This is a genomic window from Marinobacter sp. DSM 26671, from assembly GCF_900112835.1.
GTDB lineage: Bacteria > Pseudomonadota > Gammaproteobacteria > Pseudomonadales > Oleiphilaceae > Marinobacter > Marinobacter flavimaris.
Genome location: NZ_FONF01000011.1, coordinates 130,398 through 154,831 on the forward strand (window position 1 = coordinate 130,398; position 24,434 = coordinate 154,831).

General features: G+C 54.8%; 23 protein-coding genes and 1 pseudogene. 12 read left to right on the forward strand and 12 right to left on the reverse strand.

The genetic code is table 11. From position 1 onward, the window contains the following. Positions 1–438 (reverse strand): YeeE/YedE family protein, encoded by a 438-nt coding sequence (locus BM035_RS13655; protein ID WP_092032507.1) that lies wholly within the window; start codon positions 436–438, stop codon positions 1–3. Between the two features lie 346 nt (positions 439–784). On the opposite strand from BM035_RS13655, the gene BM035_RS13660 reads away from it, so the two are divergent. Beyond that, positions 785–1,198 carry a phasin family protein gene (locus BM035_RS13660; RefSeq protein ID WP_008171665.1) on the forward strand — a complete coding sequence of 138 codons (414 nt, stop codon included), beginning with the start codon at positions 785–787 and terminating at the stop codon, positions 1,196–1,198. Positions 1,199–1,207: 9 nt separating this feature from the next. Here the strand turns inward: BM035_RS13660 and BM035_RS13665 are convergent, their stop codons facing one another. The 10 genes from BM035_RS13665 to BM035_RS13710 form a co-directional block, all read right to left on the reverse strand. Next, entirely contained in the window at positions 1,208–1,837 is a 630-nt protein-coding gene (locus BM035_RS13665) for a TetR/AcrR family transcriptional regulator (protein WP_008171664.1), read from the reverse strand. 18 nt (positions 1,838–1,855) lie between these two features. Then, positions 1,856–2,668 carry an exodeoxyribonuclease III gene (xthA, locus tag BM035_RS13670; protein ID WP_008171663.1) on the reverse strand — a complete coding sequence of 271 codons (813 nt, stop codon included), beginning with the start codon at positions 2,666–2,668 and terminating at the stop codon, positions 1,856–1,858. Positions 2,669–2,749: 81 nt separating this feature from the next. After that, on the reverse strand, positions 2,750–3,490 hold the full coding sequence (locus BM035_RS13675; protein ID WP_008171662.1) for a hypothetical protein: 741 nt from the start codon (positions 3,488–3,490) through the stop codon (positions 2,750–2,752). Continuing rightward, positions 3,487–4,008 (reverse strand): DUF2878 domain-containing protein, encoded by a 522-nt coding sequence (locus BM035_RS13680; protein ID WP_053115357.1) that lies wholly within the window; start codon positions 4,006–4,008, stop codon positions 3,487–3,489. Before BM035_RS13680 ends, BM035_RS13675 begins: the two co-directional genes overlap by 4 nt. Then, complete coding sequence (locus tag BM035_RS13685; protein ID WP_092032510.1) at positions 4,005–5,279, reverse strand: SAM-dependent methyltransferase; 1,275 nt, start codon at positions 5,277–5,279, stop codon at positions 4,005–4,007. Before BM035_RS13685 ends, BM035_RS13680 begins: the two co-directional genes overlap by 4 nt. Beyond that, complete coding sequence (locus BM035_RS13690) at positions 5,267–6,151, reverse strand: DUF1365 domain-containing protein (protein WP_092032514.1); 885 nt, start codon at positions 6,149–6,151, stop codon at positions 5,267–5,269. The genes BM035_RS13685 and BM035_RS13690 overlap by 13 nt, the downstream gene beginning before the upstream one ends. A gap of 2 nt (positions 6,152–6,153) precedes the next feature. Beyond that, positions 6,154–7,419 (reverse strand): NAD(P)/FAD-dependent oxidoreductase, encoded by a 1,266-nt coding sequence (locus tag BM035_RS13695; protein WP_092032517.1) that lies wholly within the window; start codon positions 7,417–7,419, stop codon positions 6,154–6,156. Beyond that, complete coding sequence (locus BM035_RS13700) at positions 7,416–8,216, reverse strand: SDR family NAD(P)-dependent oxidoreductase (protein ID WP_092032520.1); 801 nt, start codon at positions 8,214–8,216, stop codon at positions 7,416–7,418. The genes BM035_RS13695 and BM035_RS13700 overlap by 4 nt, the downstream gene beginning before the upstream one ends. Further along, positions 8,213–8,680, reverse strand: a complete 468-nt coding sequence (locus BM035_RS13705) for a nuclear transport factor 2 family protein (RefSeq protein WP_053115352.1) — start codon at positions 8,678–8,680, stop codon at positions 8,213–8,215. The genes BM035_RS13700 and BM035_RS13705 overlap by 4 nt, the downstream gene beginning before the upstream one ends. Further along, positions 8,677–9,633 carry an acyl-CoA desaturase gene (locus tag BM035_RS13710; RefSeq protein ID WP_053115351.1) on the reverse strand — a complete coding sequence of 319 codons (957 nt, stop codon included), beginning with the start codon at positions 9,631–9,633 and terminating at the stop codon, positions 8,677–8,679. Before BM035_RS13710 ends, BM035_RS13705 begins: the two co-directional genes overlap by 4 nt. Before the next feature lie 116 nt (positions 9,634–9,749). Between BM035_RS13710 and BM035_RS13715 the strand changes: the two genes are divergently transcribed. Continuing rightward, the gene (locus tag BM035_RS13715; protein ID WP_092032522.1) at positions 9,750–10,778 is read left to right on the forward strand and encodes an NAD(P)/FAD-dependent oxidoreductase; all 1,029 of its coding nucleotides are present in this window, start codon (positions 9,750–9,752) and stop codon (positions 10,776–10,778) included. Here BM035_RS13715 and BM035_RS13720 read toward each other — a convergent pair. After that, on the reverse strand, positions 10,768–12,252 hold the full coding sequence (locus BM035_RS13720) for an HD domain-containing protein (protein WP_092032525.1): 1,485 nt from the start codon (positions 12,250–12,252) through the stop codon (positions 10,768–10,770). The two genes, BM035_RS13715 and BM035_RS13720, sit on opposite strands and share 11 nt — an antisense overlap. Before the next feature lie 114 nt (positions 12,253–12,366). On the opposite strand from BM035_RS13720, the gene BM035_RS13725 reads away from it, so the two are divergent. The 10 genes and pseudogenes from BM035_RS13725 to BM035_RS13765 all read left to right on the forward strand — a co-directional run bounded on the left by BM035_RS13725 (position 12,367) and on the right by BM035_RS13765 (position 23,890). Further along, positions 12,367–13,575 carry a PP2C family protein-serine/threonine phosphatase gene (locus BM035_RS13725; protein ID WP_092032527.1) on the forward strand — a complete coding sequence of 403 codons (1,209 nt, stop codon included), beginning with the start codon at positions 12,367–12,369 and terminating at the stop codon, positions 13,573–13,575. 14 nt (positions 13,576–13,589) lie between these two features. Next, positions 13,590–14,081, forward strand: a complete 492-nt coding sequence (locus tag BM035_RS13730) for an STAS domain-containing protein (protein ID WP_008171643.1) — start codon at positions 13,590–13,592, stop codon at positions 14,079–14,081. A 60-nt stretch (positions 14,082–14,141) separates the two neighbouring features. Continuing rightward, positions 14,142–15,209, forward strand: a complete 1,068-nt coding sequence (locus BM035_RS13735) for an NAD(P)H-dependent glycerol-3-phosphate dehydrogenase (protein WP_008171642.1) — start codon at positions 14,142–14,144, stop codon at positions 15,207–15,209. Between the two features lie 42 nt (positions 15,210–15,251). Then, positions 15,252–15,701 (forward strand): SixA phosphatase family protein, encoded by a 450-nt coding sequence (locus tag BM035_RS13740; protein WP_053115346.1) that lies wholly within the window; start codon positions 15,252–15,254, stop codon positions 15,699–15,701. 45 nt (positions 15,702–15,746) lie between these two features. After that, positions 15,747–15,863: pseudogene (locus BM035_RS22805) on the forward strand (radical SAM protein); the annotation flags it as partial. 127 nt (positions 15,864–15,990) lie between these two features. Then, entirely contained in the window at positions 15,991–17,370 is a 1,380-nt protein-coding gene (gmtY, locus tag BM035_RS13745; protein ID WP_092032529.1) for a gamma-mobile-trio recombinase GmtY, read from the forward strand. Continuing rightward, positions 17,360–20,659, forward strand: coding sequence for a gamma-mobile-trio integrase GmtZ (gene gmtZ, locus BM035_RS13750; protein ID WP_092032531.1), 3,300 nt, complete (start codon positions 17,360–17,362; stop codon positions 20,657–20,659). Before gmtY ends, gmtZ begins: the two co-directional genes overlap by 11 nt. Continuing rightward, the gene (gmtX, locus tag BM035_RS13755) at positions 20,652–21,287 is read left to right on the forward strand and encodes a gamma-mobile-trio protein GmtX (protein WP_092032534.1); all 636 of its coding nucleotides are present in this window, start codon (positions 20,652–20,654) and stop codon (positions 21,285–21,287) included. Before gmtZ ends, gmtX begins: the two co-directional genes overlap by 8 nt. Beyond that, positions 21,280–21,720: a VPA1267 family protein gene (locus BM035_RS13760; RefSeq protein ID WP_092032536.1), complete on the forward strand. Its 441-nt coding sequence runs from the start codon at positions 21,280–21,282 to the stop codon at positions 21,718–21,720. The genes gmtX and BM035_RS13760 overlap by 8 nt, the downstream gene beginning before the upstream one ends. Then, a complete protein-coding gene (locus BM035_RS13765; protein WP_092032539.1) occupies positions 21,713–23,890 on the forward strand; it encodes an AAA family ATPase in 2,178 nt (725 codons plus the stop codon). The genes BM035_RS13760 and BM035_RS13765 overlap by 8 nt, the downstream gene beginning before the upstream one ends. The last annotated feature ends 544 nt before the right edge of the window (positions 23,891–24,434 follow it).

Consider the following 24,434-nt stretch of genomic DNA (forward strand, 5'->3'; position numbering starts at 1 on the left):
TCACACCCCCATCAGGTGACGAATCACGTACACGGTGACAAATCCGGCAGCCATGAAGCTCATCGTGACTGCCAGCGAGCGCAGCGATAGGCGGGACAGACCGCAAACCCCGTGTCCACTGGTACAGCCGGAACCATATCGGGTGCCGATCCCCACCAACAGCCCCGCAACAATGAGCGCGGGATAGCCGGCCTCGATTTCGATAGGGGGAAGCTCTGTAGCCAGTACCCAGACTGCCGGTGCACCAATCAGTCCGGCAAGGAACGTCACGCGCCAGGCAATATCGCCTTTTGCCGGTGAAAGAAGTCCGCCAAGAATGCCACTGATGCCTGCAATCCGCCCGTTGAGAAGCAGAAAGCTGGCGGCAGCTATGCCCACCAGTATGCCACCCGCCAACGCTGACCAGGGGGTGAAGTTACTCCACGCAATTTCAATCATCTGATACTCCGAATTTTATAGACTTTCATTTTGGAATAAGCATATATCTTGGGGCAATAATAACAAAAAAAAGCCCGGCAAAGGATGCCGGGCAGAGGCGTGCGAGTAGTATCCATGAAAGACTTCCAGACAAACCGGCATCAGCAGGGACGCCGGTATTGGGAAGTATTGACTATATTTTGAACACTTCAAGCGAGACTCACTTTCGTTTGAAAACATTTTTTCATATCGGATGCGTCTTTATACTGCCGCCTTTCGTTGCGCGGGTTCCAGGCCGACTGAAATCCGGGCCAAGCTGTAATACAATGGCGGTTAGAAAGAACTATCCGCACTCCCGAGGTTGTACATGTCTGACGAGAACGACAATAAGCCGGAGAATGATCCGCAACTGGCGGCAAAAATCAAGGGTTCAGCCCGCCAGATCTGGCTGGCCGGGTTGGGCGCCTATACCAAAGCCGAGGAAGATACTGGCCGTTTCTTCGAGCGTCTTGTGCAGGAAGGTGAGCAGCTCGAGAACAAAACCCGGGGCGTCGTCGAAAAGCAGATCAAGTCCGTGGAAGATCGGGTTGAAGGGGTTCGGGAGCGAGCCACTGGCACCTGGGATCGGCTTGAGCACATGTTTGATGAACGGGTGTCCGGTGCCCTGAGACGTCTGGGCATACATCGCCGTGAAGAAATCGAATCTATGGAGCGGCGTATTGAAGCCCTTGAATCAGAACTTGCCCGCCTGCGGAAACGTGCCGGTGACGACGAAGAATAACGTTACGGCTCAGAGATAATCCCGGCTCATCAGCCGGGCTTCCTCCCGGTCGGCCGGCGCAAGGTAGGGCAGCACCAGGTGCATCATCTGGTAAACACCCCGCCCCGGATCCACTGCCTCCCGGTCATCCAGGTGAGAGAGCGTATCGAAAGCACTCCAATAACAGGCGGTTAGCGTCAACTGCTCACAAAGAGAATCAAGCTCTTCCTGCTCAATCGCCATAATGCCCTGGCGTCGAAAGCTCTCGCAAATCGTCTTGAAAGCCAGTCTTTTCTTTTTCTGGATGCGCTTGAATCGTACCTGCAGCTGATCGTACCGGGACAACACGTTCACCAGATCCTGATAGAGGAACCGGTAGCGGGCTACGGTCTCGAACAGCAGGTGCAGAAAGAACCCCTGCTGGTCGAGGCTGATGTCGGCGTCTTCCGGAACCGCCAACAAGTCGACCATGTCGTGTTCGTACTGGTCGAAGATTTCCTCGACAATATCGCCTTTGCTCTTGAAGTGGTAATAGAGGTTACCCGGGCTGATATCCATCTCATCAGAGATCAGCAGGGTGGTGACATTGGGTTCGCCGACGGTGTTAAACAGCGCCAGGCTGGTCTGGAGTATACGGTCGCGGGTTTTGATTTTTTTCATATCGCGCCGGGCCAGCCACTAGAGCTCGAAGCTCGCCCAGACCGGACAGTGGTCGGACGGCCTTTCCATGGCTCGAATGTCGTAGGAAACACCCGCTTTCCGGGCTTTGGGCAGCAGGCTGTCACTGGCCATGATCAGATCAATCCGCAGACCACGCTTGGGGTCTCGCTCGAAACCCTTGCTGCGGTAGTCAAACCAGCTGAAAGTGTCCGCTTCATCAGGATGAAGGTGCCGGAACACATCGGTATAACCGCGAGACTCGACCTGGCCCAGCCATTCCCGTTCCTCCGGGAGGAAAGAGCATTTACCGGTTCGTAGCCAGCGTTTGGCGTTGTCGGCGCCAATGCCAATGTCTTTATCGGTTGGAGAGATGTTCATATCCCCCATCACCACCACGTAGCCGCCCGCTTTCTTGAGCTCGTCCAGGTAACGCATCAGATCCCCGTAGAACTTCTCCTTGGCAGGAAACTTCACCGGATGGTCACGGCTTTCACCCTGGGGAAAATAGCCGTTGATCACCGTCAGCTTTTCGCCATTGACCGTGAAATGGCCGGTAATCAGCCTGCGCTGGGAATCCTCACCATCCCACGGGTAGCCTTTGACAACCTCCTCCGGCTCCGCTTTTGAGAGCAGGGCAACGCCATAGTGGGTTTTTTGCCCGTGGAAATGCACGTGGTAGCCAAGGTCCCGGATTGCTTCTACCGGAAAGTCGTCGTCCTGAACCTTGGTTTCCTGAAGGCCGATAAAATCCGGTGCGAGGGCGTCTATTACGGCTTCAAGCTGGTGCAGGCGGGTGCGGATACTGTTGACGTTGAAAGAGACGAACATCATTTCAAAATACTCTCCGGCGTTGATTCCCGTCGGAGTTTACCATACTGACCCCCGGGGTCTGCCTTGGCAGGGGCGACAGTTTCAGGGGGTCAGTTCACAATCCGGGGTGGTATTCACTTTATAGCGGATATGGGCGGTGTAGTTTTCATCCTGGTTTTTCCGGATATTGGTGAGGCCCAGATAGTCGGAAAGGGCACCCGAGTTGCTGTAACCCAGCACGATGGGGTCGACCAGGAAACGCAGCACCATGCCGGTAGGGCGTATCTGTACGACATGGTCAGCATTCACCCGGTCGTTCTCGACCCGTTCCAGAACGAAACCATAATGCTCGCCCCGGGTAGGTCCAAGAAACCGGAATTCAACCGGCTCGCCAGCCACAACACTCTGCCAATTCTGACGTACGAAGTTATCGAACCCGGCATCCACAACGGTAGTTTCCGGGTATGTCACCTCGAATTGCTCTGAATCGCCGCCTGGCGTCTGCCAGTCGATCACCAAAGTGTCGGGTGCAGGGTAGGTGATCTGCATTTCTTCACTGAATGTCGGCTGAACGAAGTCTACGGACGGACGCAGTACTGAAACCTCGTATTCAAGGTCTTTGCGGGCGAATGACTCGTCCGCGTCCGGTTTGAAGTAGGTCACCTCGTGTTGCCGGGGCCGGAATACGCCTTCCTCACAGGTACCATCAACGGAATGGCGCTCTTCGTAAATAACGTTGCCGTCTCCCGTGCTTGCGGTACCGATGAAACTGAAATCTGCGGCCGCGGCCGGCCCTGCGACTGCCAACAGCGCCACGTAAACTGACCAGGTAGCGCGTTTCATCGAACCAGCTCCGGGTAAAGCGTTTTGCGGGCGAAAAGCAGCAGCGGGAAGACAACCAGCCAGCCAAACCCGAGTGCAATCAGCGATGGCAGCAAGTCTGGCAGCTGCACTGCACCGAGCTGGCTCGCCGACCAATAGGCGAAGGGGCCGGCAAAGGGCGCAAGTACGAAGGGCAGCCAGGCTTTCTTGCTGATCCAGTCGAGGGAATGGCTCAGAGTCGTCATGAAGATGGCCCAGATGGCGACAAGCCAAGGGGGAGTGAGCATCACTTGTCCGGAGCCGTCGTCCAGAATGCCGGTCCGGAACCAGATGCCGTCCAGAACTGAGCCGACGACGGTTCCCAGGCCGATGAACTGAAGCTCGGTCATCCGGTTCTGGCTGACCAGGACAAAATGCAGCACCAGAAATATCACCACGATCCCGGCGCCGATCAGCCCGGGATAAAACACGCAGGCAAACCAGCCTGCCTGGAACAGCAGGAAATTAAGAACGTTACGGGCAGTTTCGGAGGCGATCATACGCTCAAGATGTTCTCGCGTTGGTTGCCGGGCTTGGCGAACACCAGCTGCGCAACGCCAATGGCCCGCTCGCTGAAGCCCGCTTCACAATAGGCAAAGTAAAAGTGCCACAGGCGCCGGAATCCTTCGTCGTAACCCATCGACTCCAGCTTGTCCCGCTGGGCCATGAACCGGTCGCACCAGTCGTGAAGGGTCCTGGCATAGTGGAAGCCGGTATCCTCGGCATGGGTGAGTACCAGCTTGCTTTCTTTTCGAACCGATTCGAGGATGGCTCCGAAAGAGGGAATAAAGCTCCCCGGGAAGATAAATCGCTGGATAAAATCAACGTTTTTCAAAGCTCTCTGGTACCGCTGCTCCGGCATGTTAATGGCCTGCACCAGAGCCAACCCGTCGGGCTTCAACAGGGCGTTAATTTGGGAGAAATAGCTGTTGAGAAACTGAGGGCCAACGGCTTCAATCATCTCGATGGAAACAAGTTTGTCGAATTGCCCCTGGAGGTCCCGGTAATCGTCAAACAGTAGGGTAATCTGGTCCTCCAGCCCCTCTTTCTGGACCCGTTCTTTCGCGAGCTCCAGCTGCTCTCTGGAAATGGTCGTCGTGGTGACATGACAGCCATAGTGTTTGGCGGCATGGATCGCAAAGCCGCCCCAGCCGGTGCCGATTTCAATCACCTTGTCCCCGGGCTGGAGGTCCAGCTTCCGGCAGATGGTGTCCAGTTTGTGCACAGCCGCTTCTTCAAGGCTCGATTCGGCGCTGGGATAGATCGCCGACGAGTACATCATGGTTGGGTCGAGGAAGGTCTCGAACAGGTCGTTACCCAGATCGTAATGGGCGCTGATGTTTTTCCGGGAGCCTTCTTTCGTATTACGGTTCAGCCAGTGCAGGCCTTTCAGGGCAGGTTTGGTAACCCAGCTGAACCGGTCTTCAAACTCATTCATACGGTCGACGTTGCGGGTAAAGAAGCGGAGCAGGGCAACCAGATCGGGCGTCGACCAGTCCCCGGCAACGTACGCTTCTGCTGCGCCAACGCTTCCGCCCGTCAGCAGGTCCCGCCAGGTGCTGTGATCGTGGATAATCAGCTCTGCCGGCTGGTACTGGCTATTGCCGTCTCCGAATACAAGGTCTTCAAACCCGGATTCCTTCACCGTCAACTGGCCTTCGCCCAGTAAGCGGAGCTGCTGAATCACCAGGGTCCTCGCAAACCGGCTGAGCGCCGGAAGGCTGCCAGAGTCGGATGACGTGTTTTCAACCGAAGTATTCAGGTTCTCCATGAGCTTACCCTTCCACGAATCTTGTCATTGGTCTCGGAGCTGGTGACATCCAGCCCGGAATCATCATGCCCACGGCGGTAGGCGGTATCGTCCTCGTAAAGCTTATCGGGGTGGGTGTAGAACGGTGCCCCCTTGAGCTTGAGGCGCAGGGCGTGCCAGTAAATACCTGCCACAACCTTGAATGCCTCGAGCGGAAACTTTCGAAGACTTCTGTGCACATCTTTACGAGTGAGAGGGGTACGTTGGACTACCAGAGTGGCATCAAAATGCTTGCGGCCCTCTTCCAGAACATTCATGTGAATTCTCAGATCAGGGCCCCGGAAACTGAATGTCCACTCGTAGTGCTGGTTCATGCCGTTGAACGGCGACACGTGAAAGCGTTTGCTAAAACCAAACTGTTCGGTGCGCCAGCCCGCCTGGTTCGGCTCTGCGCCGGTCGTCTCCAGGCAATAGGCATGACGGTCATGCCACGGGGTGTTGGTAATCTGGGCAACGATGACCTTTGGAACCACGCCATCCGCCGGGCACTCGCCGGCGCGGTAGCAGAAATAGAAGCTGACCGGATTGAACACGTAACCAAAGTAGCGCGGATGAGTAATCAGCTCGACTTCTCCATCCGGACGCCAGCCGGTGGCCCGTTCCACGTGGTCACGCACAGCCCCGGACAGGTCGCCTGTCTCCGGACGGAAGTAGTCCCTGCGCTTCAGAGACATCCAGTTGAAACGTTCCAGGGAAAATAGCGGGCTGATATCGGAAACCTGGCTCCACTCGTCGGTGTCCAGGGCCAGCATGCCGGTGCTGTAGCTGAATTCGTGTTGCACCGGGTACTTCCGCCTGTGCCGGACAGTACCCTCCAGCCATTGGCTGTTCACGGTCAAAGCTCCACCCCGAACGCTTCGGTGACCCGCAACGCGCTGCGAACGCCATCTTCGTGGAATCCGTTGAACCAGTAAGCACCACAGAAATGGGTTCGATCTTGGTTACCGATTTCGTCGTAGCGTTCCTGGGCTGCCACCGCGTCCAGTGTGAATACCGGATGGGCGTATTCGAAGCGCTTGATCACCTTTTCGGGGTCGATATCTCGGCTGCGATTGAGGGTCACACAGAAGGTTTCCGGGGCATCATGGAAGTTCTGTAGTATGTTCATGTTGTAGGTGACAGAAACCGGTTCAGTACTGTGGGTCGGAATAAAGTAGTTCCAGGCAGCCCATGCCCGGCGATTGTCCGGCAACACGCTGCTGTCTGTATGGAGCACGACATCGTTGTTCTGATAGGCCATGGCTCCGAGTATGTCCCGTTCCTTGTCGGTCGCGTCAGCGAGCATGGCAAGGGCCTGGTCGCTGTGGCAGCCAAAAATCACCTGGTCAAAGTGGTGTTCTTCGCCCCTGACAGTCACGGTTACACCGTCCTCATGGCGGACAACCCTGTCGACAGGGCTGTTCAGGTGCATGCCATCACCCAGCCGTTCCATCATCTTCTTCACGTACTGGGCAGACCCACCGGAAATCACCCGCCAGGTCGGGCGGTCATCCACAGACAGCATGCCGTGATTGTTGAAAAACTGCAGGAAGAACCGGATTGGAAACTGTTCCAGCACGATTTCCGGTGCTGACCAGATCGCCGCACCCATCGGAACAATGTAGTAGTTCCTGAAATAGCGGGAGTACCCGTTCCGGTTCAGGTATTCCCCCAGTGTTTCTTCGTTATTGATATTGCCGGCTTCAAGGTCTGCACGGGTTTCCTTGTTAAAGCGCAGAATCTCCCTCACCATTTTCAGGAACGGCAGGTTGAAAAGATTCTTTCGCTGGGCAAACAGGGTATTCAGGCTGGTGCCGTTATACTGCAGGCCGGTGCTGCTGCAGTCCACGCTGAAGCTCATGTCGCTGACTTCCGATGGAACTCCCAGCCGCTCCATCAGTTTGATGAAATTCGGGTAGGTCCAGTCGTTGAATACGATGAAGCCGGTATTCACCGGCCAGGTCCGGCCACCGGCTTCGACCTGTTCGGTGTTTGTGTGACCGCCGGCATAGTCACCCGCTTCAAAAACCTGAACATCGTGTTTCTCGGCCAAAAGCCAGGCAGCCGTGAGGCCGGAAACGCCGGCCCCAATGACAGCAATCCGCTGACGCTCACTACTCATCCATTATTTTCCTGTTCGGTGTTGCTTTTACGGGCCATAGAGGCCGACATACGGTCGATCAAGGGCCGGGGAAGGGCGCCCAGCGCTTTCAACATCCAGGTGAAGCGCTTGGGGAATGCAATCTCGTTCTTGCCACGCGCAAGACCACTGACAATGCGCTCCGCCGCATCCTCTGCAGAAACCAGAAAAGGCATTGGAAAATCGTTCCGATCGGTCAATGGTGTCTTGACGAATCCGGGGGAAACCACCACTACGTCGATCCCTTCGGCGTCAAGGTCTGCCCGGAGTGCATGGGCAAAATAGGTCAGCGCCGCCTTGGAAGCGCCGTAGCCTTCAGCCCGGCCGAAAGGGAACCACCAGGCGGAAGAGCTGACGATCACGAGGGTCGCCGGCTGGCCTTTAGCCCGGCTGCGCCTGAGGGCAGGCAGAGCAATATCGAGACATCGCGCCGTGCCAATCACATTGGTGTGAATGTTCTTCTCGATAACGTCACTGTTGTAGTGCGCTATCTCCAGATATTCACAGGTGCCAGCGTTCAGTATCACCATGTTCAGGTCGCCGTGATTTTCCAGCGTACCTGCGATGGTCTGGAGATCTTCTTTGCTGGTGGTGTCTGCGGCCGCCGGTATAATCCGGTCTGGCGCTGCGGAGGCCAGTTCTTCGAGAGCCCCCTGTCGGCGGCCGGTAATCACAAGCCGGTGACCACCGCGTGCCAGTGCACGGGTAACGGATTCGCCAATGCCTGAACTGGCGCCGGTAATCCAGATATTCGAGGTTTCCTGAAGTCGATCACTCATCCTGCCTGATCCTTGATCCAGCGAATGGCCCTGCCAATCAGCGGCAGGTTTTCGTAGAGCATTTCCCCGGCGTCAAAGTAATCACGGTGGTAGCACACCATCCCGTCCCGGATTTCGAGGTGGCTGATGCCCTGCACCTGGACTTCACGCCCCTTGCGAAGGCGCTTGTGACGAAGGTGCATAACCCAAGGCAAGGCGGCAAACTCACCGTGAACCACGGCTTCACCGAATTCAAAGCGACAGGAGATGACGTTCGCATAAGCCCCGGCGAAATAGTGGGTCAGCTCATCCAGGCCCGATACGGTGCTCAGTGGGTCCTGGAACCGGATATCCTCGCTGTAGACCCGGGAGAGCTTGTTCAGATTACCCTTGTCGAGTTCGTTGAACAGCGCTCTGAAATTATCGAGCGTTGCCGGCACCGCCGAATTACGCGTACCTACTTCGATCTTTGAGGCGGTTGTCATTGCCTGCTCCTCCTCATTTTATCCAGTTCGCGTGTTTCTTCCTGAATGTGCTTGGGTATCGGGTTGAGCTCCCAGATGATGCCAAGCTTCGACATCAGCCATAGCCCATACCAGGTGATGTCAATTTCATACCACCGGAACCCCTGACGAACAGATTGCGGCCAGCGGTGGTGATTGTTGTGCCATCCCTCGCCCAGGGTAAGTAGGGCGAGCCAGAAGTTGTTTCGGCTGTCGTCCGACGTTTCAAATCGGCGCTTGCCCCACACATGGGACAAAGAGTTGATGGATACCGTGGCGTGAAACAGCACGACGGTCGAAATGAAGAATCCCCAGACAAGCATCTGCAGACCGTTGGTCCCCAACCCCGGAGCCCACGCGGCCAACGCCTCGCCCAGCCCGTAAATACCAACGGCGGCGAGAGCCGGTACCAGAGCGTCAAACCGGTTAATCAGCCTGAGTTCCGGGAATTTCAGCCAGTCCCGAATCCGACGTTCGTCGGTCGCAAAGCCGGCGTCACAGGTGAACCACCCCATGTGGGACCACCAAAATCCGCCCTGATGGGGCGAGTGCAGGTCCTGAACATCATCGGAGTGCTGATGATGATGGCGGTGGTGGGCAGCCCACCAGAGCGGGCCGCGTTGGGCCGCACTGGCGCCGAGCACCGCGAATACAAACTGGGCAGGCCGGCTGGTCTTGAACGTCTTGTGGGCAAAATAACGATGGTAGAATCCGGTAATCGCAAACATCCGCACAAGGAAGAAAGCAATCGCGAATCCGATGGCGAATGCGCTTACGCCGGTGTAAAACGCCAGAAGGCAGGCCAGGTGGAGCGCAATGAACGGAATAACGCGTAAAAAATTGAATGATCGGGACGTGGTGTCTATGTGATCCGAACCTGCTTCGGAATCGAACCACCTCAGAATGTTTGTAAGCCAATGTTGCATTCGGGTCATACCCTGATTGCCCTTTCTCTTTAATGGAATCTTGATCGCACACTCAGTCTTGATGCCGCTGGTGTTTCATGGAGAGTAGTACGATCTCACTACTGTAATTGGATGCACGATAAATCATGTTTAATCAAACCTTTGATTCGTCACTTATACGCCGTATCGCCATTGTCGGTTCAGGCCTCTCCGGGCTGACCGCCGCTATCCAGCTGCGCGGTCTCGGCCATGACGTTACGGTCTTCGAAAAAAGCCGGGGACCGGGTGGCAGGCTCGCTGCGAAGCGGGTAACCGGCGGGTCAGCAGATATGGGCGCGCAATACTTCACCTCCCGGAACCCGGATTTCCTGCCGTTTCTCCATAAATTTGCCGGCCCTGAAAGCTTCGGACCGTGGGAAGGACGGTTTGGTTTCCAGACGAATGCTGATAAATGGGAGTCCTTCCCTGAGGAGACCCGTTACGTCGGTATTCCCCGCATGACAGCGATTACCCGGGCCCTGTCCGGACACGCTCACGTTGTTACCGAGACACGCGTTGCCAGATTGGCCCGAAACGACCAGTCCTGGTCGCTCTTTTCCACCGCCGGCTCGCACCTCGGGGATTTTGATGCAGTTATCGTTACCGCGCCTCCGGCACAGGCTCGGGATTTGCTGGCGGACAGCGGCCTCGACGCTCTGGCCTCCCACCTGGACGAGCCGGTGAGCCGGGTTCTGCCATGCTGGGCCGTTGCCGCCCACTTCCCGGTATCGCCCTGGCCGCATCACGAAGGCATGCGCTGCAAGCACCCGGCGCTGTTCTGGGTGGCCAACAACTCCAGCAAGCCCGGTCGGGACGACGAGGGCCAGTGGTGGGTTTTGCACGCCAGCCCAGCCTGGACCGAAGACAATGTGGATACACCAGCCGAGGAAGTGGCCGAAAAACTGTTGGCTGCGTTTCGTGAAACGACCGACTTCGATACCGGTCCGGACGAAGTGGTTACCCATCGCTGGCTCTACGCGCGTTCTGAAGGCGGAGAACACCCTGGCCATCTATGGTTCCCGGATTACAAGATCGGGCTCGCAGGCGACTGGCTCAGTGGCGGCCGGGTAGAAGGCGCGTTCGACAGTGCCTGCGGACTGGTTGCCGAACTGACGACCGCTCCCACTACTCAGTGAGAGACTCCTGGTTACCGGTGGTCACATCGGGCCGGGTATAGAAATGCGTGATGGTGCCGTCACTGAACTTGCTGAAGAAGGCGCTGACGTCGGTGATCTTCTTCAACGACCGGGTGCGGAGGATAGGTTCGCGCACGAGCACCTTGATGCCGTTAAAGTTGTCCTGAATGTTCGAGAAGCGCGCCCGCATCGAACAGGTCACTACCTGGGCAGGGCTGAGAGAAAGCTCTTCGGCCAACCATGCGCTATGACGTTCGATCCCCCTGGCTGAGAGGTCTTCCCGGGTATCCAGATGGTTCAGTTTCACCCGGTTTACAATGCAGAACGAGAAACTCTTCGGGTGCTTGCGGGCCACTTTCCGAAACGCCTCCCAGAAGAAGTTGTCGGTCAGTTCTGCAAAGTAGGCCATGTCGCTCAGGCAGGTATCCACCCATTCAAAGTTCTCCGGGTCATCGAGCACTTCGTTGATCGCTTCCCGAAGCAGCCAGTCAAAGCCCAGCGCGGTCTTGTGGGCGTAAACCTTGCGGTACATCTGGTGGCGACTGTAGACAAAGTCCTCGAGCGCCCCCAGTCCTTTCTGGGTTATGGCCAGCCCCAGCCAGGGTTCGGACACATCCCATCCAAAACGCAGGTTGCTCAAAAGGTGGTCCAGGTTGAAACCGCCGATGGTTACCGAAGAGTGGAAGCCGTCCCGCAGCATGTAATCGGCCCGGTCAGCGTCAATTTCGCCGGATACAATCGATGACAACAGATCCATCACCAGCCCGGGTATGTTTTCGCTGAGCGGTGATCCCGCCGCGGCATCCTCTCCCGCAATAAAGGCCCAGAATGTGCGGGCGTGACGACAGAACGTCTCACTGGGTTTTACCTCTGTCGTTTCCATAATTCCGATAACGTCCCGCGCGAAAAGCCCGGCACTTTCCAGGTCCACCGCCATGAGCACATCGTGGGCGACACGCACGGAATAATGCTCGTGTTCCAGCTCATCGGGTTCTTCCGGGTGGTAGGCGGAATAATCCACGCCGCGCCACAGATCCCGGAAGCGGCCGGGACGGGACATCAGTTCCCGAATGCGCCGGGCCTGGGTGAACTGATGGGAAAAACTTGAATGCCCGCTGTCATGCAGAAGACAGCCCAACCGGATGGTTTTGGCCAGATAGTCGATGGCGTCGAGCTGGCTCAGGCTCAGGTCGGTTTGCTCGCTGAGCTGGCGCTCCCTGAGGTAGGCGTCGATCATCGAGCGGAACATGCGCGTGCCCACATGCATCACACCAATACTGTGCAGAAAGCGGGAATGGGTTGCGCCGGGAAAGACCAGGCTCAGGATGTCGTTCTGGCAGATGTTTCGCAGTCGCTGGAACAGCGGGTGATCAATCACCTGGATCTCGTGCCGGTAAAGCGGAATGCCTCCGTGAACCGGATCCATGATCAGCTTGTCATAGGCTCCGAGTAGATCGTTTACGGCACGTCGCATCAGATGGAATCCTCCGATTTCATGAACTTGGCCTTGTTATATCACAGGGGCGTGCCAGAATAGGCTTAATCAAGCCAATTTATCGTTTATCGCTGGTAGTTTAGGGCAGTCGCCATGACCTCGCGCACCGAGCGCATACTTATATTAGACGCCGATGAAAAGGCCCGTACGGATCTCGCCCGTTACCTTGAAGCGAGGGGGTTCTACGTGACCGGCTACCGGGATCTCGCCAGCGCCAAGGCGCTTTTTGACGATAACATTCCCGATGTCATCTTTGCAGACCTGCCTCCGGAGTCCATCCGGGATCTCGCCAATCGCCTGGAAGAAGCCGAAACATTCACGTCGATCGTCGCCTGTTCGTCCAGCGAGTCCAGCGCCGATGTGGTCAGCGCCCTCAGGGCCGGGGCGGCGGATTTTGTCCTCAAACCCTGCAACGACGACAAGGGCGCACTGGACGACGTTATCGGGAAATTGTTCGACCGGGTCCGGGTCAACCGGCTGAATCAGCTTTACCGGCAGGAGCTTGAAGAGGCAAATCGTGACCTGCGGGACGGCATCGCCGAGCTGCGGGCAGACCAGCGTGCCGGCCGAAAGGTCCAGTTACGGATGCTTCCGGAGCACGAACAGGTGATGAGTGGCCTGCACGTGGACCACATGATCAAGCCATCGCTCTACCTGAGCGGTGATTTTCTGGATTACTTCCGTATTTCCGACGACAAGGTTCTGGTGTACATCGCCGATGTCTCCGGCCATGGCGCCAGTTCCGCGTTTGTAACCGTATTGCTGAAGAACCTGACCAACCGCTTGCAGCGAAACCTTCGCCGGGGCTCCAGTGAAGATATCCTGTACCCGGACCGATTCCTGGAACGCATCAATTCCGAGTTGCTGGATACCGGCCTCGGTAAACACGTAACCGTATTCGTTGGCATTATTTCCCTGAGCGAACGTAAATTGAATTATGCAGTCGGCGCCCATTTCCCGATGCCTATCCTGTCCTTTGAAGGTGGGGAGGCTGCGTTTCTCGAGGGAAGCGGGCTTCCGGTAGGGCTGTTTGAGACGCCGGAATGGGAAGTGTATGAGGTTCCCCTGAACAAACCGTTTCATCTGACCCTGTTTTCGGATGGAATTCTGGAAGTTATCCAAGAAAAGGGACTGGATGAAAAGGAGCGGACACTACTTGAACTCGTATCGGGAGGTCGTCACACTATCGCCTCTCTGAACGAGGCTCTGCATCTGGAACAGATCACAGAGCTGCCGGACGATATCGCTATCGTATCGGTAACTGATACCATTAACGGATCAGATAACACCCCGTCGAATTAGTGGCAGTGTGAAACATGGCTGGTTACAAGATCCTGCAAGCTGAAAAACAGGGCATCTATGTCCTGAAGTTTATTGGGGAAATCCGGCTGAACCTGTGTTCGACGCTGGACAATCTGGTTGAGTCCATCACCCAGGACCCGGAGTTCAAGACCGTGGTGATCGACCTGACCGAGACCGAGATTATCGACAGCACCACACTCGGACTGCTTGCCAAGATCGCGATGGCGGCCCAGAAACAGAGCAACTTCCTGCCCACACTTATTTCGACCAATCCCGATATTACCCGCATTATCACTTCCATGGGTTTCGACAAGATCTTTATTATTGTGCGAGAACCCGCGTCCCGAATTGAAGAGCTTGAAGAGATTCCCGTACTCAGGGCCAGCGAACAACAGGTTCGAGACAAGGTTCTTGATGCCCATAAAGTGCTGATGGGCCTGAACAGCCGAAACAGGGAAGAATTCAAGAATCTGGTGCGCGCTCTGGAATGTGAAGAGCCCGGTTAACTGCGCCACCCTGGTGCGACATAGCCGGTATCACACCTGATCTGACAGAACGGAAGAACTATGTCTGAACAATCGACGCCCCGGAACACTGAGGCAGCCGCGCCAGTACATGATGTGGCGGTTCTGGGCGGTGGCAGTTTTGGTACTGCCATGGCCAAGGTGCTGGGTGAAAACGGTCACCGTGTTCATTTCTGGATGCGTGGCAAAGCCCAGGCCGAAGAGATCCGCAGCACCCGAATCAATAGCCGCTACATGCCAGGCATTGAGCTGACCGGTGACATTCAGCCCACCACAGACCTGGCGGACGCTGTCAGCAAGGCCGAGATCGTCTTTGTTGCCATTCCGAGCAAAGCCTTTCGGGCCGTTATCCGCGAAAACAGCGACAAATTCCGCGACGAGCAAATCGTCATCAGCCTCACCAAGGGGATTGAAGAGCACGGCTTCAAACTGATGAGCGAGATTCTGCAGGAAGAGATCCCTCGTTGTCGTACTGGCGTGCTCAGTGGCCCCAACCTGGCTGGTGAGATCGTAAACCGGGATCTGACCGCCACTGTTATTGCCGCCAAGGATCCGGATGTACGCCGTTCGGTCCAGGACCTCCTGGGGTGCGAGTATTTTCGCGTTTACGCGAACGTGGATGTGTATGGCGTGGAACTCGCCGGGGCACTGAAGAACATCTATGCGATTGTTGCAGGTCTTGCCTCCGCCCTTGAAATGGGTGAGAACGCCAAGGCCATGCTGATTACCCGCGGTCTTGCAGAGATGAGTCGGTTTGCCGTCAGCCTTGGCGCCAACCCAATGACATTCATGGGGCTGGCGGGTGTCGGTGATCTGATCGTGACTTGCACCTCATCCAAGAGCCGGAACTTTCGAGTGGGTTACGCCGTTGGCCAGGGCCAGAAACTGGACGATGCCGTGGCGGAGCTCGGGCAGGTGGCCGAGGGCATCTATACCCTGAAGCTCGTCAAGCAAAAAGCCGAGGCCATCGGGATCTATATGCCACTGGTTCGTGGTCTTTACGAGATCCTCTATGACAACGCTTCAATCAAGGCGGTCATCAATAGCCTCATGATGTCGGTCCAGAATTCCGACGTAGAATTTATACTGCCGCGGACCATCAGCCAGTAACAGGCCCGCTGAACCGGGACCAGGCCGGAAAGGAGAGAGCCCTTGCAACTGCTCATCATGCGCCATGGGGAAGCTGGCTGGCATACGCTGGATCAGGAACGTGAACTGACAGAGGCCGGGCGGCTTGGCGTGGCTGAGGTTGCCGCTCGCATCGCGGAGTCGCCCTGGCGCCCGAAGCTGGTCTGGAGCAGCCCCTATGTGCGTGCCAGGCAAACGGCGGCGATCGTCTCCGAAATTCTCAATTGTCCCGTTGAAGAAAAGATGTTTATCACTCCGGACGACGACCCGGCAGCCTGCCTTGATGCATTGATTGAGCATCACGAATCACCCCTGTTGATCGTTTCCCACATGCCCCTGGTGGGAGGGCTTGCCACGCTTCTGGTTGACGCACACCGCCGGGGCATTCCGTTCATGACCTCCCAGGCCGTCATGCTGGATATGCCAGTAGTCGGCCCCGGTTGCGCTGACTTGAAAGCCCAGTTTCTGCCCTGATATCGCCAGTAAGTAATTTCTGAATCCTCAAATCCGAGCCCGACTATGTACAGCTTTCCAATCGACTACGTGGAGCCGGTCTTCCGGCCTCCCAGTGAAGCCAAGTCACTGATCCTGCCGGTCACCAACGGCTGCTCCTGGAACAAGTGCACGTTTTGCGATTAGTAGAATGAAGTTTCTGTACTAAAAACACCTTAAAAATCCCCCAAAGTTCCTAATCCGCACTTTCTTCTTCACTTTAATCCCACTATAGTACTATTAAAAACATACTACAGATACGAGAAAAAATGTGCTTAATAGTGTTTGTCTGGAAGCGAACATCAGAGTAGATAACACCGGACTCCAGGTCAGTCTTCCGGTAATCGTGACGCACGATGGCCTGTTGAGAAGCTATCTGGACTATTTGATCGTCCATCGGAACAAGTCACGGAGCTGGAAAGACAGAAGCGCCTTCGCAGTCCGGCTTTTGATCGATTACACAAAGCAAAACGAGGGCTGTTTTGATAAGCACTATCAGCTTTTCCGAGAGTTTTCCAACAGCCTGTACACGGGAACGATTGGTGAAAACGGTAATGACCCCAGTTGGTTGCGTTGGAAGCCACGCTCAGACAACGATGCAGCTTTTCTTATCAAGCTCATTACACACTACACAGACTGGTTGGCTAAGCAACACGAAGAGAAAAAATACCAGATAAACCCGAAGGTTAAACCAACCCGTTATGAGGAATGGATGGGCTTGGCAGCCCATTATCAGAAAAAGCGCCGTGCCTTTTTCTCCCATCTTTGGGCAAGCAAGCCGGACCCCTCTTATTTTCGATATGTCATGCCCAGGAAGGTTTCTCGCTCAAAAGGTACCGAAAGCACGAAAAGTTTTCCGGAAGGACGGATTGATGATTTGCGTTGGGACGGATTCGTTCGATACGGCTTCGAGACCAGCGATAGGATTCATGAGCGGCTCGACCTGAAAAATGTACTGATCACCATGTTGATGCATTATGGAGGGCTTCGGCTCAGCGAGTGCTTCCACCTTTGGGTAGAAGACATTATCCCTTGGGAGGATGGAACGGCGCTCGTCAAAGTTTTTCACCCCGAAAAAGGGAAGCTAAGTCCGAACAGCCCAAGTAGACGTGAAGAGCTGCTTCAGCGGTTCGGACTAAAGCCCCGATTCGAGTATCCGAAGTCTCACACCCTGCATGCAGGATGGAAAAATCCGAAGGAGGATAACGAAGACCTCCACTTCATGACGGTTTGGTGGTTTCCGCAATCTGCCGGCGAAACTTTCAATGAGCTATGGCGGTTGTACTTGATGTATCAGCGGTATTCGGATGATGGAATGCATCCGTTTGCGTTTACAACTCGCACTGGCGCTCCTCACTCGATTAAAGGCTACAACCAGTCGCTCAAAAGAGCAGTAGAGCGGGTCGGCCTACCATTTTCAAAAGAAGCTGGAACAACGGCCCATGCCCATCGTCACTCATACGGGCGGGCTTTGTCTGACGCCAAATCCAGTTCCCTGATCATTAAAAACGCGCTGCATCATAAATCAATAGAAAGTCAGCAGGTATACACCGAACTCACTGAGAAACAGATGCGGGCGCATTTGAAGAGACTCTCACCCGAACAGCATCCGATATCTGCAATTTCGAGAGGACTCTCGCATGACGACTAAATACGCCACCTACGCCGAAGCGTCTGAGGCCGCGCAGAGACTGGGCTTTACATCACAACCTGAATACAACAAGGGCTACCGGCAAGACCCCAGCCTGTCGAGCGCTCCTTATAAAGCCTACGCTGAGGACTGGGTAGACTGGTACGATTTTCTCGGTACAGAGCGTCCCGGCGAGAAATACGCCACCTACGCCGAAGCGTCCGAGGCCGCGCAGAGACTGGGCTTTATATCACAATCTGAATACGCAAAAGGCTATCGGCAAGATCCCAGGCTGCGGAGCGCCCCTGATAAAGCCTACGCTGAGGACTGGGTGGACTGGTACGACTTTCTCGGTACAGAGCGTCCCGGCGAGAAATTCTACGCCACCTACGCCGAAGCGTCCGAGGTCGCGCAGGGACTGGGCTTAACATCACTATCTGAATACCTAAAAAGCTACCGGCAAGACCCCAGGCTTCCGAGCGCTCCTGATAGAGCCTACGCTGAGGACTGGGTGGACTGGTACGACTTTCTCGGTACAGAGCGCCCGGGCGAGAAATACGCCACCTACGCCGAAGCGTCCGAGGCCGCGCAGGGACTGGGCTTAACATCACTACCTGAATACAAAAAGGGCTACCGGCAAGACCCCAGTCTGTCGAGCGTTCCTGATAAAACCTACGCTGAGAACTGGGTGGACTGGTACGATTTTCTGGGTACAGAGCGTCCCGGCGAGAAATTCTACGCCACCTACGCCGAAGCGTCCGAGGCCGCGCAGAAACTGGGCTTAACATCACGACATGAGTACAAAAAGGGCTACCGGCAAGACCCCAGTCTGCCGAGCGATCCTGATAAAATCTACGCTGAGAACTGGGTAAGCTGGCCCATGTTTCTAGGAAACGAAAGCGCCTTTGACCCTGAATTGCTGACCATTTATCCGAGGATTTGGGAAGCCATCCAGCGTTATGTGGAGGCAGGCACAAACCAAGCCGCCAAATACTCACATTTGAGGGCTTTTCTCAGGGTCTACGTGGCGGGGCAGAAGCTGATCGACGATCCTGGGGCCATGCTGTCGAGGGACATCCCTTTTAATGAGAGTGCTTATGAGGCTTTTGTTCACGCAACGGGCGATACCGTAAAAAAACCTAGGCATAACATCTGTGCGGATTTTCTCGAATGGGTTTTGAAGAATTATTGCGCGGATGTGGATGATGAGGGCGAGCTGATTTTCCTGCCAGGATTCCGCAACCCCTTACGAACGGTGCTCAAGGGCCTGCTGGATCAGTTTCCCAGCTACCGACGGAGCGAGTCCAACAAACCGCCGCTGCCCTTGGACGCAATTCTGCGAGCCAAAGGGCATCTGATTCCGCCTGACGCAACATCGTTCCGAGACCTCTACTCGCTGCACCCGTTTTTAGAAGATTGTTGGTTTGAGGTTGATCCAGAACTGATCGATGAGAATGACCCAAACTGCATTTATCGAACCGTGACCAAGGACAGAAAAAAGCAGGATGGTGAGCGGTATTTTGAGGAAGCTTACGAACTTTGGTCGCCGGTCAAAATTGTGGCGAATTACGTGCTGTTATCCATGCCCCTTCGAGGCCAACAGATATGTTGGCTGGACAGCGGTGAGGGAGATGAGTTTATTCCAGTTTTGCGTGAGGGGAAGGTTTGCTGGGTCAAAAATATCAGCCACCTTGCCACTCCGAAGCGCAATCAGGGCTTCCTGAGAAGGGGTGAGGAAGGCGAGCTGAGCTCTTACATCACAACGAATAAAACCGGAAAAAAACTCGGTGGCTACAACATTCCCTTCATGCCAGATGGCTTAGCTTACTGGATCATTCAACTGCGGGACTGGCAATCAAAATACAACCCCATCGATGAGCTGACGCCTTGGACCAAGATCAAACTTCGGCACCCGACCAACAAGGACATTCTCAAGAGACGGGGTAAACAAGCGTTTCTTTTCCGCGACCCTGCCTCATTGGCTTGCGAAGAAAAAGTGTCGCCGATGTTCACAACAACCACCTTCGCGCGCACCTTGCCGGCCCTGCTTTTCCATAGCCAGAGCCCCGGTGAGGATCTGGCTGAGCGAATTCAAAAAAAGAACAGCGTGGACTACAAAAGCCAGTTCACCCCCCACGCCTTACGGGTCAGTCTGATTACGGCTTATATTGTCGATGGGCGAATGTCCATCGCCGTGATCTCGAAGTTGGTTGGCCATGCGTCACTCGTAATGACGATTTACTACACGAAAGTTGGCCATAGCATGATGCGAAAGGAATTGGCTGCTGCCGAGAAACGGGCGCTCGAACAAAGTCTGGACCGCTACCAGGACCTCATCATTCAGAAGAAGATCGATGAGGCTAGATCAGAACTCATCGCCACAGATCGAACCACTCTGGATCAGTGTTTGAATTCAAACTGGCCAGCCGCCGCCTTTCAATTGATGAGTATCGGAATTTGTCCCGTGGGCGGGGCCAAGTGTGACCAAGGTGGTGAGCCGTTGGTCGAGCGGAAACAAGAGGCCTTTTACGCGCCGGTTCCCAGCGGCTATCTGGGAACAAGAAATTGCCCACGATGCCGGTTCTTCATCACGGGCCCAGCTTTCCTTGGTGGCTTATCGGCCATCGTCAACGAAATTATTCTCGAAATTAACGTCATCCGTAAGGAATACCACGAGCTTGAGGAACAAAGGCAAGCGTTCGATGATGAACGCTACGATGCTGAGAGTGCAGGCAAGATGTTTGGGAACGAAAGAAAACTCAAAAAAGTCACTGCTGCTTATGAAGAAAAAGCCAGAAAACTCGACATGCTGGCGTGCGATCTTCAGCACTTATATCGGCTCATCACTCAATCTACGGAACTCTTAAACAAAACTGAGACGGATAAACAGCAATTGATTGTCAGTGAAAACTACGTGGAAATGGATATGCATCTGGACGAGCAGCAAAGCGATTTCAGGCTATTGGCTGAAGTGTGTGCGAACGCCGAAATCTACGAAAGCGCAAGTGCGTCCAGGGCACAGCCTTTGCTCACTCAGATGTTAGATAAACTTGCTGACACCAATGGGATCGCTCCGGCGATGTTCAGGCTAACCGATGACCAACAGCTACGCGCTGCCAACCAGGTTGTTCAATTGCTCATGAAGCAAACAGGGAATGACTGGCACCTTGCTGACAGCTTGGTGAACGGTCAAATCTCGCTAGAAGACCTTGCTGAACCGTTGAAATTCGGCGACATACGCAAAGAGATCGAATCGGTCATGAACGGGTCTCTGAAATTCCCGCTAGGAATCGAGATCTGCGATGAGTGATCCAAACGAAGTCTACGAGGCGGTTCTGAGCCAACTAAAAAGCGCTCGCTCGAGAAAATCTCTGGAAGCGCTGCATGAAGTCTGTCAGGAGCATCATAGTTCGGGTGCCGTTGATTTTAGAATCGCAACGATTGCCAAGCTTGGCGCGAATCGTGGGGTTCCAAGTACTCAAACGATTCGGAATAAAACAGGCGAACCGTATCGAGCTGTGATTGATGCATGGCGGGTCCTTGGCGATGAGAAGAAAAAAGAGGTCAAGGGTCGAATTACTCCGTCTGGAAAGTACGACTGGGTGAATGAGCTCGGAAACGCAACTCATCGTTACCTTGTCCTCGACCTGATTGCCCAGGTACGCCACCTGAAAGCCGAAAACAAAGGGTTTGCGTCGATTAAAAAGCTGGAAATTGATTGCCGTTCCGGTTCGGAAGCTGCGGTTGAATCGCAACTTCCAAATTTCCTGAGTCATGAGTTGGACGCACTGAAGGAAGCAATTTCTGATGAGTTCCTGATGCGGCAGGGTTGGGTTCGAGGGGAACGTGGAAGTATCAAGGACCAAAACGGCAAGGTGATCTTCCGTAATGGCTTCGTTGACGTCATTGAAAAAGTGCTGAGTTTAAAGCATGTCTAATGGACAAGAGAAAGCTCGCCAGAACCTCGTTGGCTTCCAACGCTGGGCGGCCACGCAAACGGACGAGGATTTTGAGCAAATCGTTCACCGGGGCCAGTTAAACCGTGGCGAGGTAGCGAAAGCCATTGGCATCGGCAAAAGCGCTCTGCGTCAGAATCCAGCCATCAAGGAGGCCCTGGAAACGTTAGAGCAAGGTCTACGTGAGCGGGGTGTGCTGCCACCACTCACTCAGGAGGCTTCGGTTCAGAGGTCTCAACCCAAACGCTATGATCCCACGGTCAACCAGAAAGCTTTGGAGTCCCGGCGTCTCTCGGCACTGGAGCAGGAAAACATCGAGCTGAAAGCTCGTGTGGCAACCCTCGAAGCCAAGCTCAAGCGTTATGGCGAGCTATCGGAGGTCCTAACCGAGTTCGGGGTAGCGCCCGATGCATGAAGACTATTTCCGTGTTACCAGCTGCCAACACAGTGGCTCAAAGTATACGATCTTCACAGGCGTACCTCTCAAAGCCGACAGTTACATAATCAATTCGGGCAAGTACATTGTCAGCATCCGATGCGAAAACCAGTCTCTACCGATCCAGCCGTCGGTGGGGCAGCAGTGGCGGGTTCGCGGCCAGCGGGCCCTTGAGGCCGTCCAGGCGGGCGGTTATGAGCTTCAGCAGCATCTGTATAACGATCCGGCTGAGATGGAATGCACGCTGCCGGAAACGGGTGAAGCGCTCATTCGCTTCATCGCTACCGAGAAAGACTTCACTGGAATTGGTGAGTCGAAAGCTCGCGCCCTCTGGGAAGCCTTCGGGAGCGACCTGCACCCGTTGCTCCAATCGGACACGGAAGAGCACAGAGAGCGTCTGAGAGACGTTCTGAGCGACGCCTCAATTGAAGCCCTGCATAACGGCTACGCCAAGTATCGGAATCTCGCACACGCGAACTTGCTCGCTTCACTGGGCATTCCGCTGCGTATTCAGCAGCGTATTCTCAAATATCACGATGAGCGCACTGTCGATATCCTAAAAGCCAATCCCTGGGCTCTGCTGGGCTTTGGGATGCCGTTCGCCGACATCGATGCGATGTCCGAGCAATTGGGCTTTGAGAAATCAGCTCCGGTGAGGCTCGCAGCTGCCCTGGAAAGCGCAATCCGCAGGCAGGTCGAAAAAGGTCACACCTACGCAACGCATCAAGTTTTAAGGCCCGAGATCATAAAGCTTCTGGGCGATAAAGACCTGGTTGCCGAGGTCTTTGCCAATGGCTATCTCAATGGCCAGTTCATTCTCAGGCCGCAGACCGGCACCTATCACCCGACTGCACAGATAATAATGGAATCGGTGGTCGCCAAGCGGCTCAAAACACTGGCAACCATCACGGACGAAGATGAATCCGTTTTCAAAGCACTGACCGAAGCCGCCCGGGAGTTGCCTTACGATCTTACTGAGCATCAACTGGAGGCGGTTGAATCCAGTCTCACCAACGGTGTGTCCTGCATTACGGGCGGTGCCGGTACTGGAAAAACCACGGTGCTTCGGACCGTATTAAAGGCTTACGCCGCACTGGGCTATGAAATACACGCCGTGGCGTTGTCTGGGCGGGCTGCCATGCGACTGCACGAAAGCATCGGTTTTTTCACCATGACGATTGCTCGCATGTTGCGGGAGGAGCCGATCTCACCCTCTCTGGTTCAGCCCAAGCACCTCTTGGTTATCGACGAAAGCAGCATGATCGACCTGCCGACCATGTACCGGATCGTCACGCACCTTGATCCGTCGGTACGTATTATTCTGACGGGCGACCCAAACCAACTGCCGCCCATAGGCTGTGGCAAAGTCCTCTCAGACATAATCGAATCTGGCGCAATTGCCAATGTTGAGCTGAATATCGTGAAGCGTCAGGAAGGCTCAACGGGTATCCCTGAATACTCTGCCACCATCAACCGAGGCGATGTTCCTCCATCGTTATCATTTGGTGCAATCACGTTCCACGAGACGCCTCCGGAGCGTGTAGTCGATAAGTGCAAGACCCTGTATGCCGAATCCGCTCACAATACCCAGATTATCGGTGCAACGAAGGCCCTGGTTGGCGAGTTAAACCTGGAATGTCAACGGCTAATCAATCCAGGCGGCCAGAGGCTGGAGTTCAAGCTGCATGGGGATGATTTCTTTATTGATCTGAGGGTAGGCGACCCGATCCTATTCACTAGGAACAACTATACTGTCGGCATCCAGAACGGATCTCTTGGTGTCCTATCCTCAGCAGACCGCGCTTTTCAAGGCGACCAGGAGACATTTGGTGTCGTAACTCTGGATACCGGAGAGGAGATAGACATCACCGAGGATGTGTTCGACTGCATGGAACTTGGCTATGCGATCACGCTCCACAAGGCTCAGGGTAGCCAGTTCCCAAGAATTATCGTGGTAGTACAGAAGGGCCGCATTTCCGACCGAGCATGGCTTTACACCGCGATTACCCGCGCCGAGGCAGAAATCCATATTGTTGGGCAAGTTAGCGATTTCGAGGTAATAACAAAAGCGGAAAGCCATGCGAATCGGCGAGCGAGTTTTTTGAGAGAACTACTGACAGAGAGGAAAAGGGATTCGGGGGTTGTCTGACAGAGCACTACCCCCTCATCGCCGGTCGCGGCCAATGGGGCCTCAGGCTGTGCCGCATTTCCAGCTTAGCGGATCATCCCTGGTCCTTAAATACCTCTGGTGAATCGCCGCTTGCGGCGAGAAGGCAGAGCCCTGTTCCTGTTCATCAAATTGTGTTCATGAAAGCACTTGAAGCGATCCAAAACGTTTGTTTCTAAACAAAAGCGGACATTTGCAGCTCTCAGCTTCGAATCGGCTTTCGATTCACTTTTGAAGGCTGGTATCGCTTAATCGGATGCACTAACGATAAAGTGGAATAACTATTCCGACCCGGCGATCACCGATGATATGGAAAATTATGAATAACGCGGTATTTCAGTAGCCTAATTAATTGCTGTATGCATGACATTCATGAGCTGATTCATAACCTCTGGTTTTGCTCCATTTCATGAACCTTCGCTTCTTCTCGCAGCCGGCCATTGTCTGACCGGCTCCAAAAAAAATTGCAATTTATGCCTGCGTGATCAAAGCATTTTCTTCAGTTGTCCGTAGTCTCCACCGGTAC

Excerpts from the sequence above, each read along its gene's own strand:
- BM035_RS13655 (WP_092032507.1), bottom strand. The coding sequence starts at position 438 with ATGATTGAAATTGCGTGGAGTAACTTCACCCCCTGGTCAGCGTTGGCG.
- BM035_RS13735 (WP_008171642.1), top strand. The coding sequence starts at position 14,142 with ATGTCTGAACAATCGACGCCCCGGAACACTGAGGCAGCCGCGCCAGTA.
- BM035_RS13700 (WP_092032520.1), bottom strand. The coding sequence starts at position 8,216 with ATGAGTGATCGACTTCAGGAAACCTCGAATATCTGGATTACCGGCGCC.
- BM035_RS13765 (WP_092032539.1), top strand. The coding sequence starts at position 21,713 with ATGCATGAAGACTATTTCCGTGTTACCAGCTGCCAACACAGTGGCTCA.
- BM035_RS13675 (WP_008171662.1), bottom strand. The coding sequence starts at position 3,490 with ATGAAACGCGCTACCTGGTCAGTTTACGTGGCGCTGTTGGCAGTCGCA.
- BM035_RS13710 (WP_053115351.1), bottom strand. The coding sequence starts at position 9,633 with ATGACCCGAATGCAACATTGGCTTACAAACATTCTGAGGTGGTTCGAT.
- gmtX (WP_092032534.1), top strand. The coding sequence starts at position 20,652 with ATGAGTGATCCAAACGAAGTCTACGAGGCGGTTCTGAGCCAACTAAAA.
- BM035_RS13685 (WP_092032510.1), bottom strand. The coding sequence starts at position 5,279 with ATGGAGAACCTGAATACTTCGGTTGAAAACACGTCATCCGACTCTGGC.
- BM035_RS13730 (WP_008171643.1), top strand. The coding sequence starts at position 13,590 with ATGGCTGGTTACAAGATCCTGCAAGCTGAAAAACAGGGCATCTATGTC.
- BM035_RS13680 (WP_053115357.1), bottom strand. The coding sequence starts at position 4,008 with ATGATCGCCTCCGAAACTGCCCGTAACGTTCTTAATTTCCTGCTGTTC.
- BM035_RS13705 (WP_053115352.1), bottom strand. The coding sequence starts at position 8,680 with ATGACAACCGCCTCAAAGATCGAAGTAGGTACGCGTAATTCGGCGGTG.
- gmtZ (WP_092032531.1), top strand. The coding sequence starts at position 17,360 with ATGACGACTAAATACGCCACCTACGCCGAAGCGTCTGAGGCCGCGCAG.
- BM035_RS13725 (WP_092032527.1), top strand. The coding sequence starts at position 12,367 with ATGACCTCGCGCACCGAGCGCATACTTATATTAGACGCCGATGAAAAG.
- BM035_RS13760 (WP_092032536.1), top strand. The coding sequence starts at position 21,280 with ATGTCTAATGGACAAGAGAAAGCTCGCCAGAACCTCGTTGGCTTCCAA.
- BM035_RS13715 (WP_092032522.1), top strand. The coding sequence starts at position 9,750 with ATGTTTAATCAAACCTTTGATTCGTCACTTATACGCCGTATCGCCATT.
- BM035_RS13660 (WP_008171665.1), top strand. The coding sequence starts at position 785 with ATGTCTGACGAGAACGACAATAAGCCGGAGAATGATCCGCAACTGGCG.
- BM035_RS13665 (WP_008171664.1), bottom strand. The coding sequence starts at position 1,837 with ATGAAAAAAATCAAAACCCGCGACCGTATACTCCAGACCAGCCTGGCG.
- BM035_RS13720 (WP_092032525.1), bottom strand. The coding sequence starts at position 12,252 with ATGCGACGTGCCGTAAACGATCTACTCGGAGCCTATGACAAGCTGATC.
- BM035_RS13695 (WP_092032517.1), bottom strand. The coding sequence starts at position 7,419 with ATGAGTAGTGAGCGTCAGCGGATTGCTGTCATTGGGGCCGGCGTTTCC.
- xthA (WP_008171663.1), bottom strand. The coding sequence starts at position 2,668 with ATGATGTTCGTCTCTTTCAACGTCAACAGTATCCGCACCCGCCTGCAC.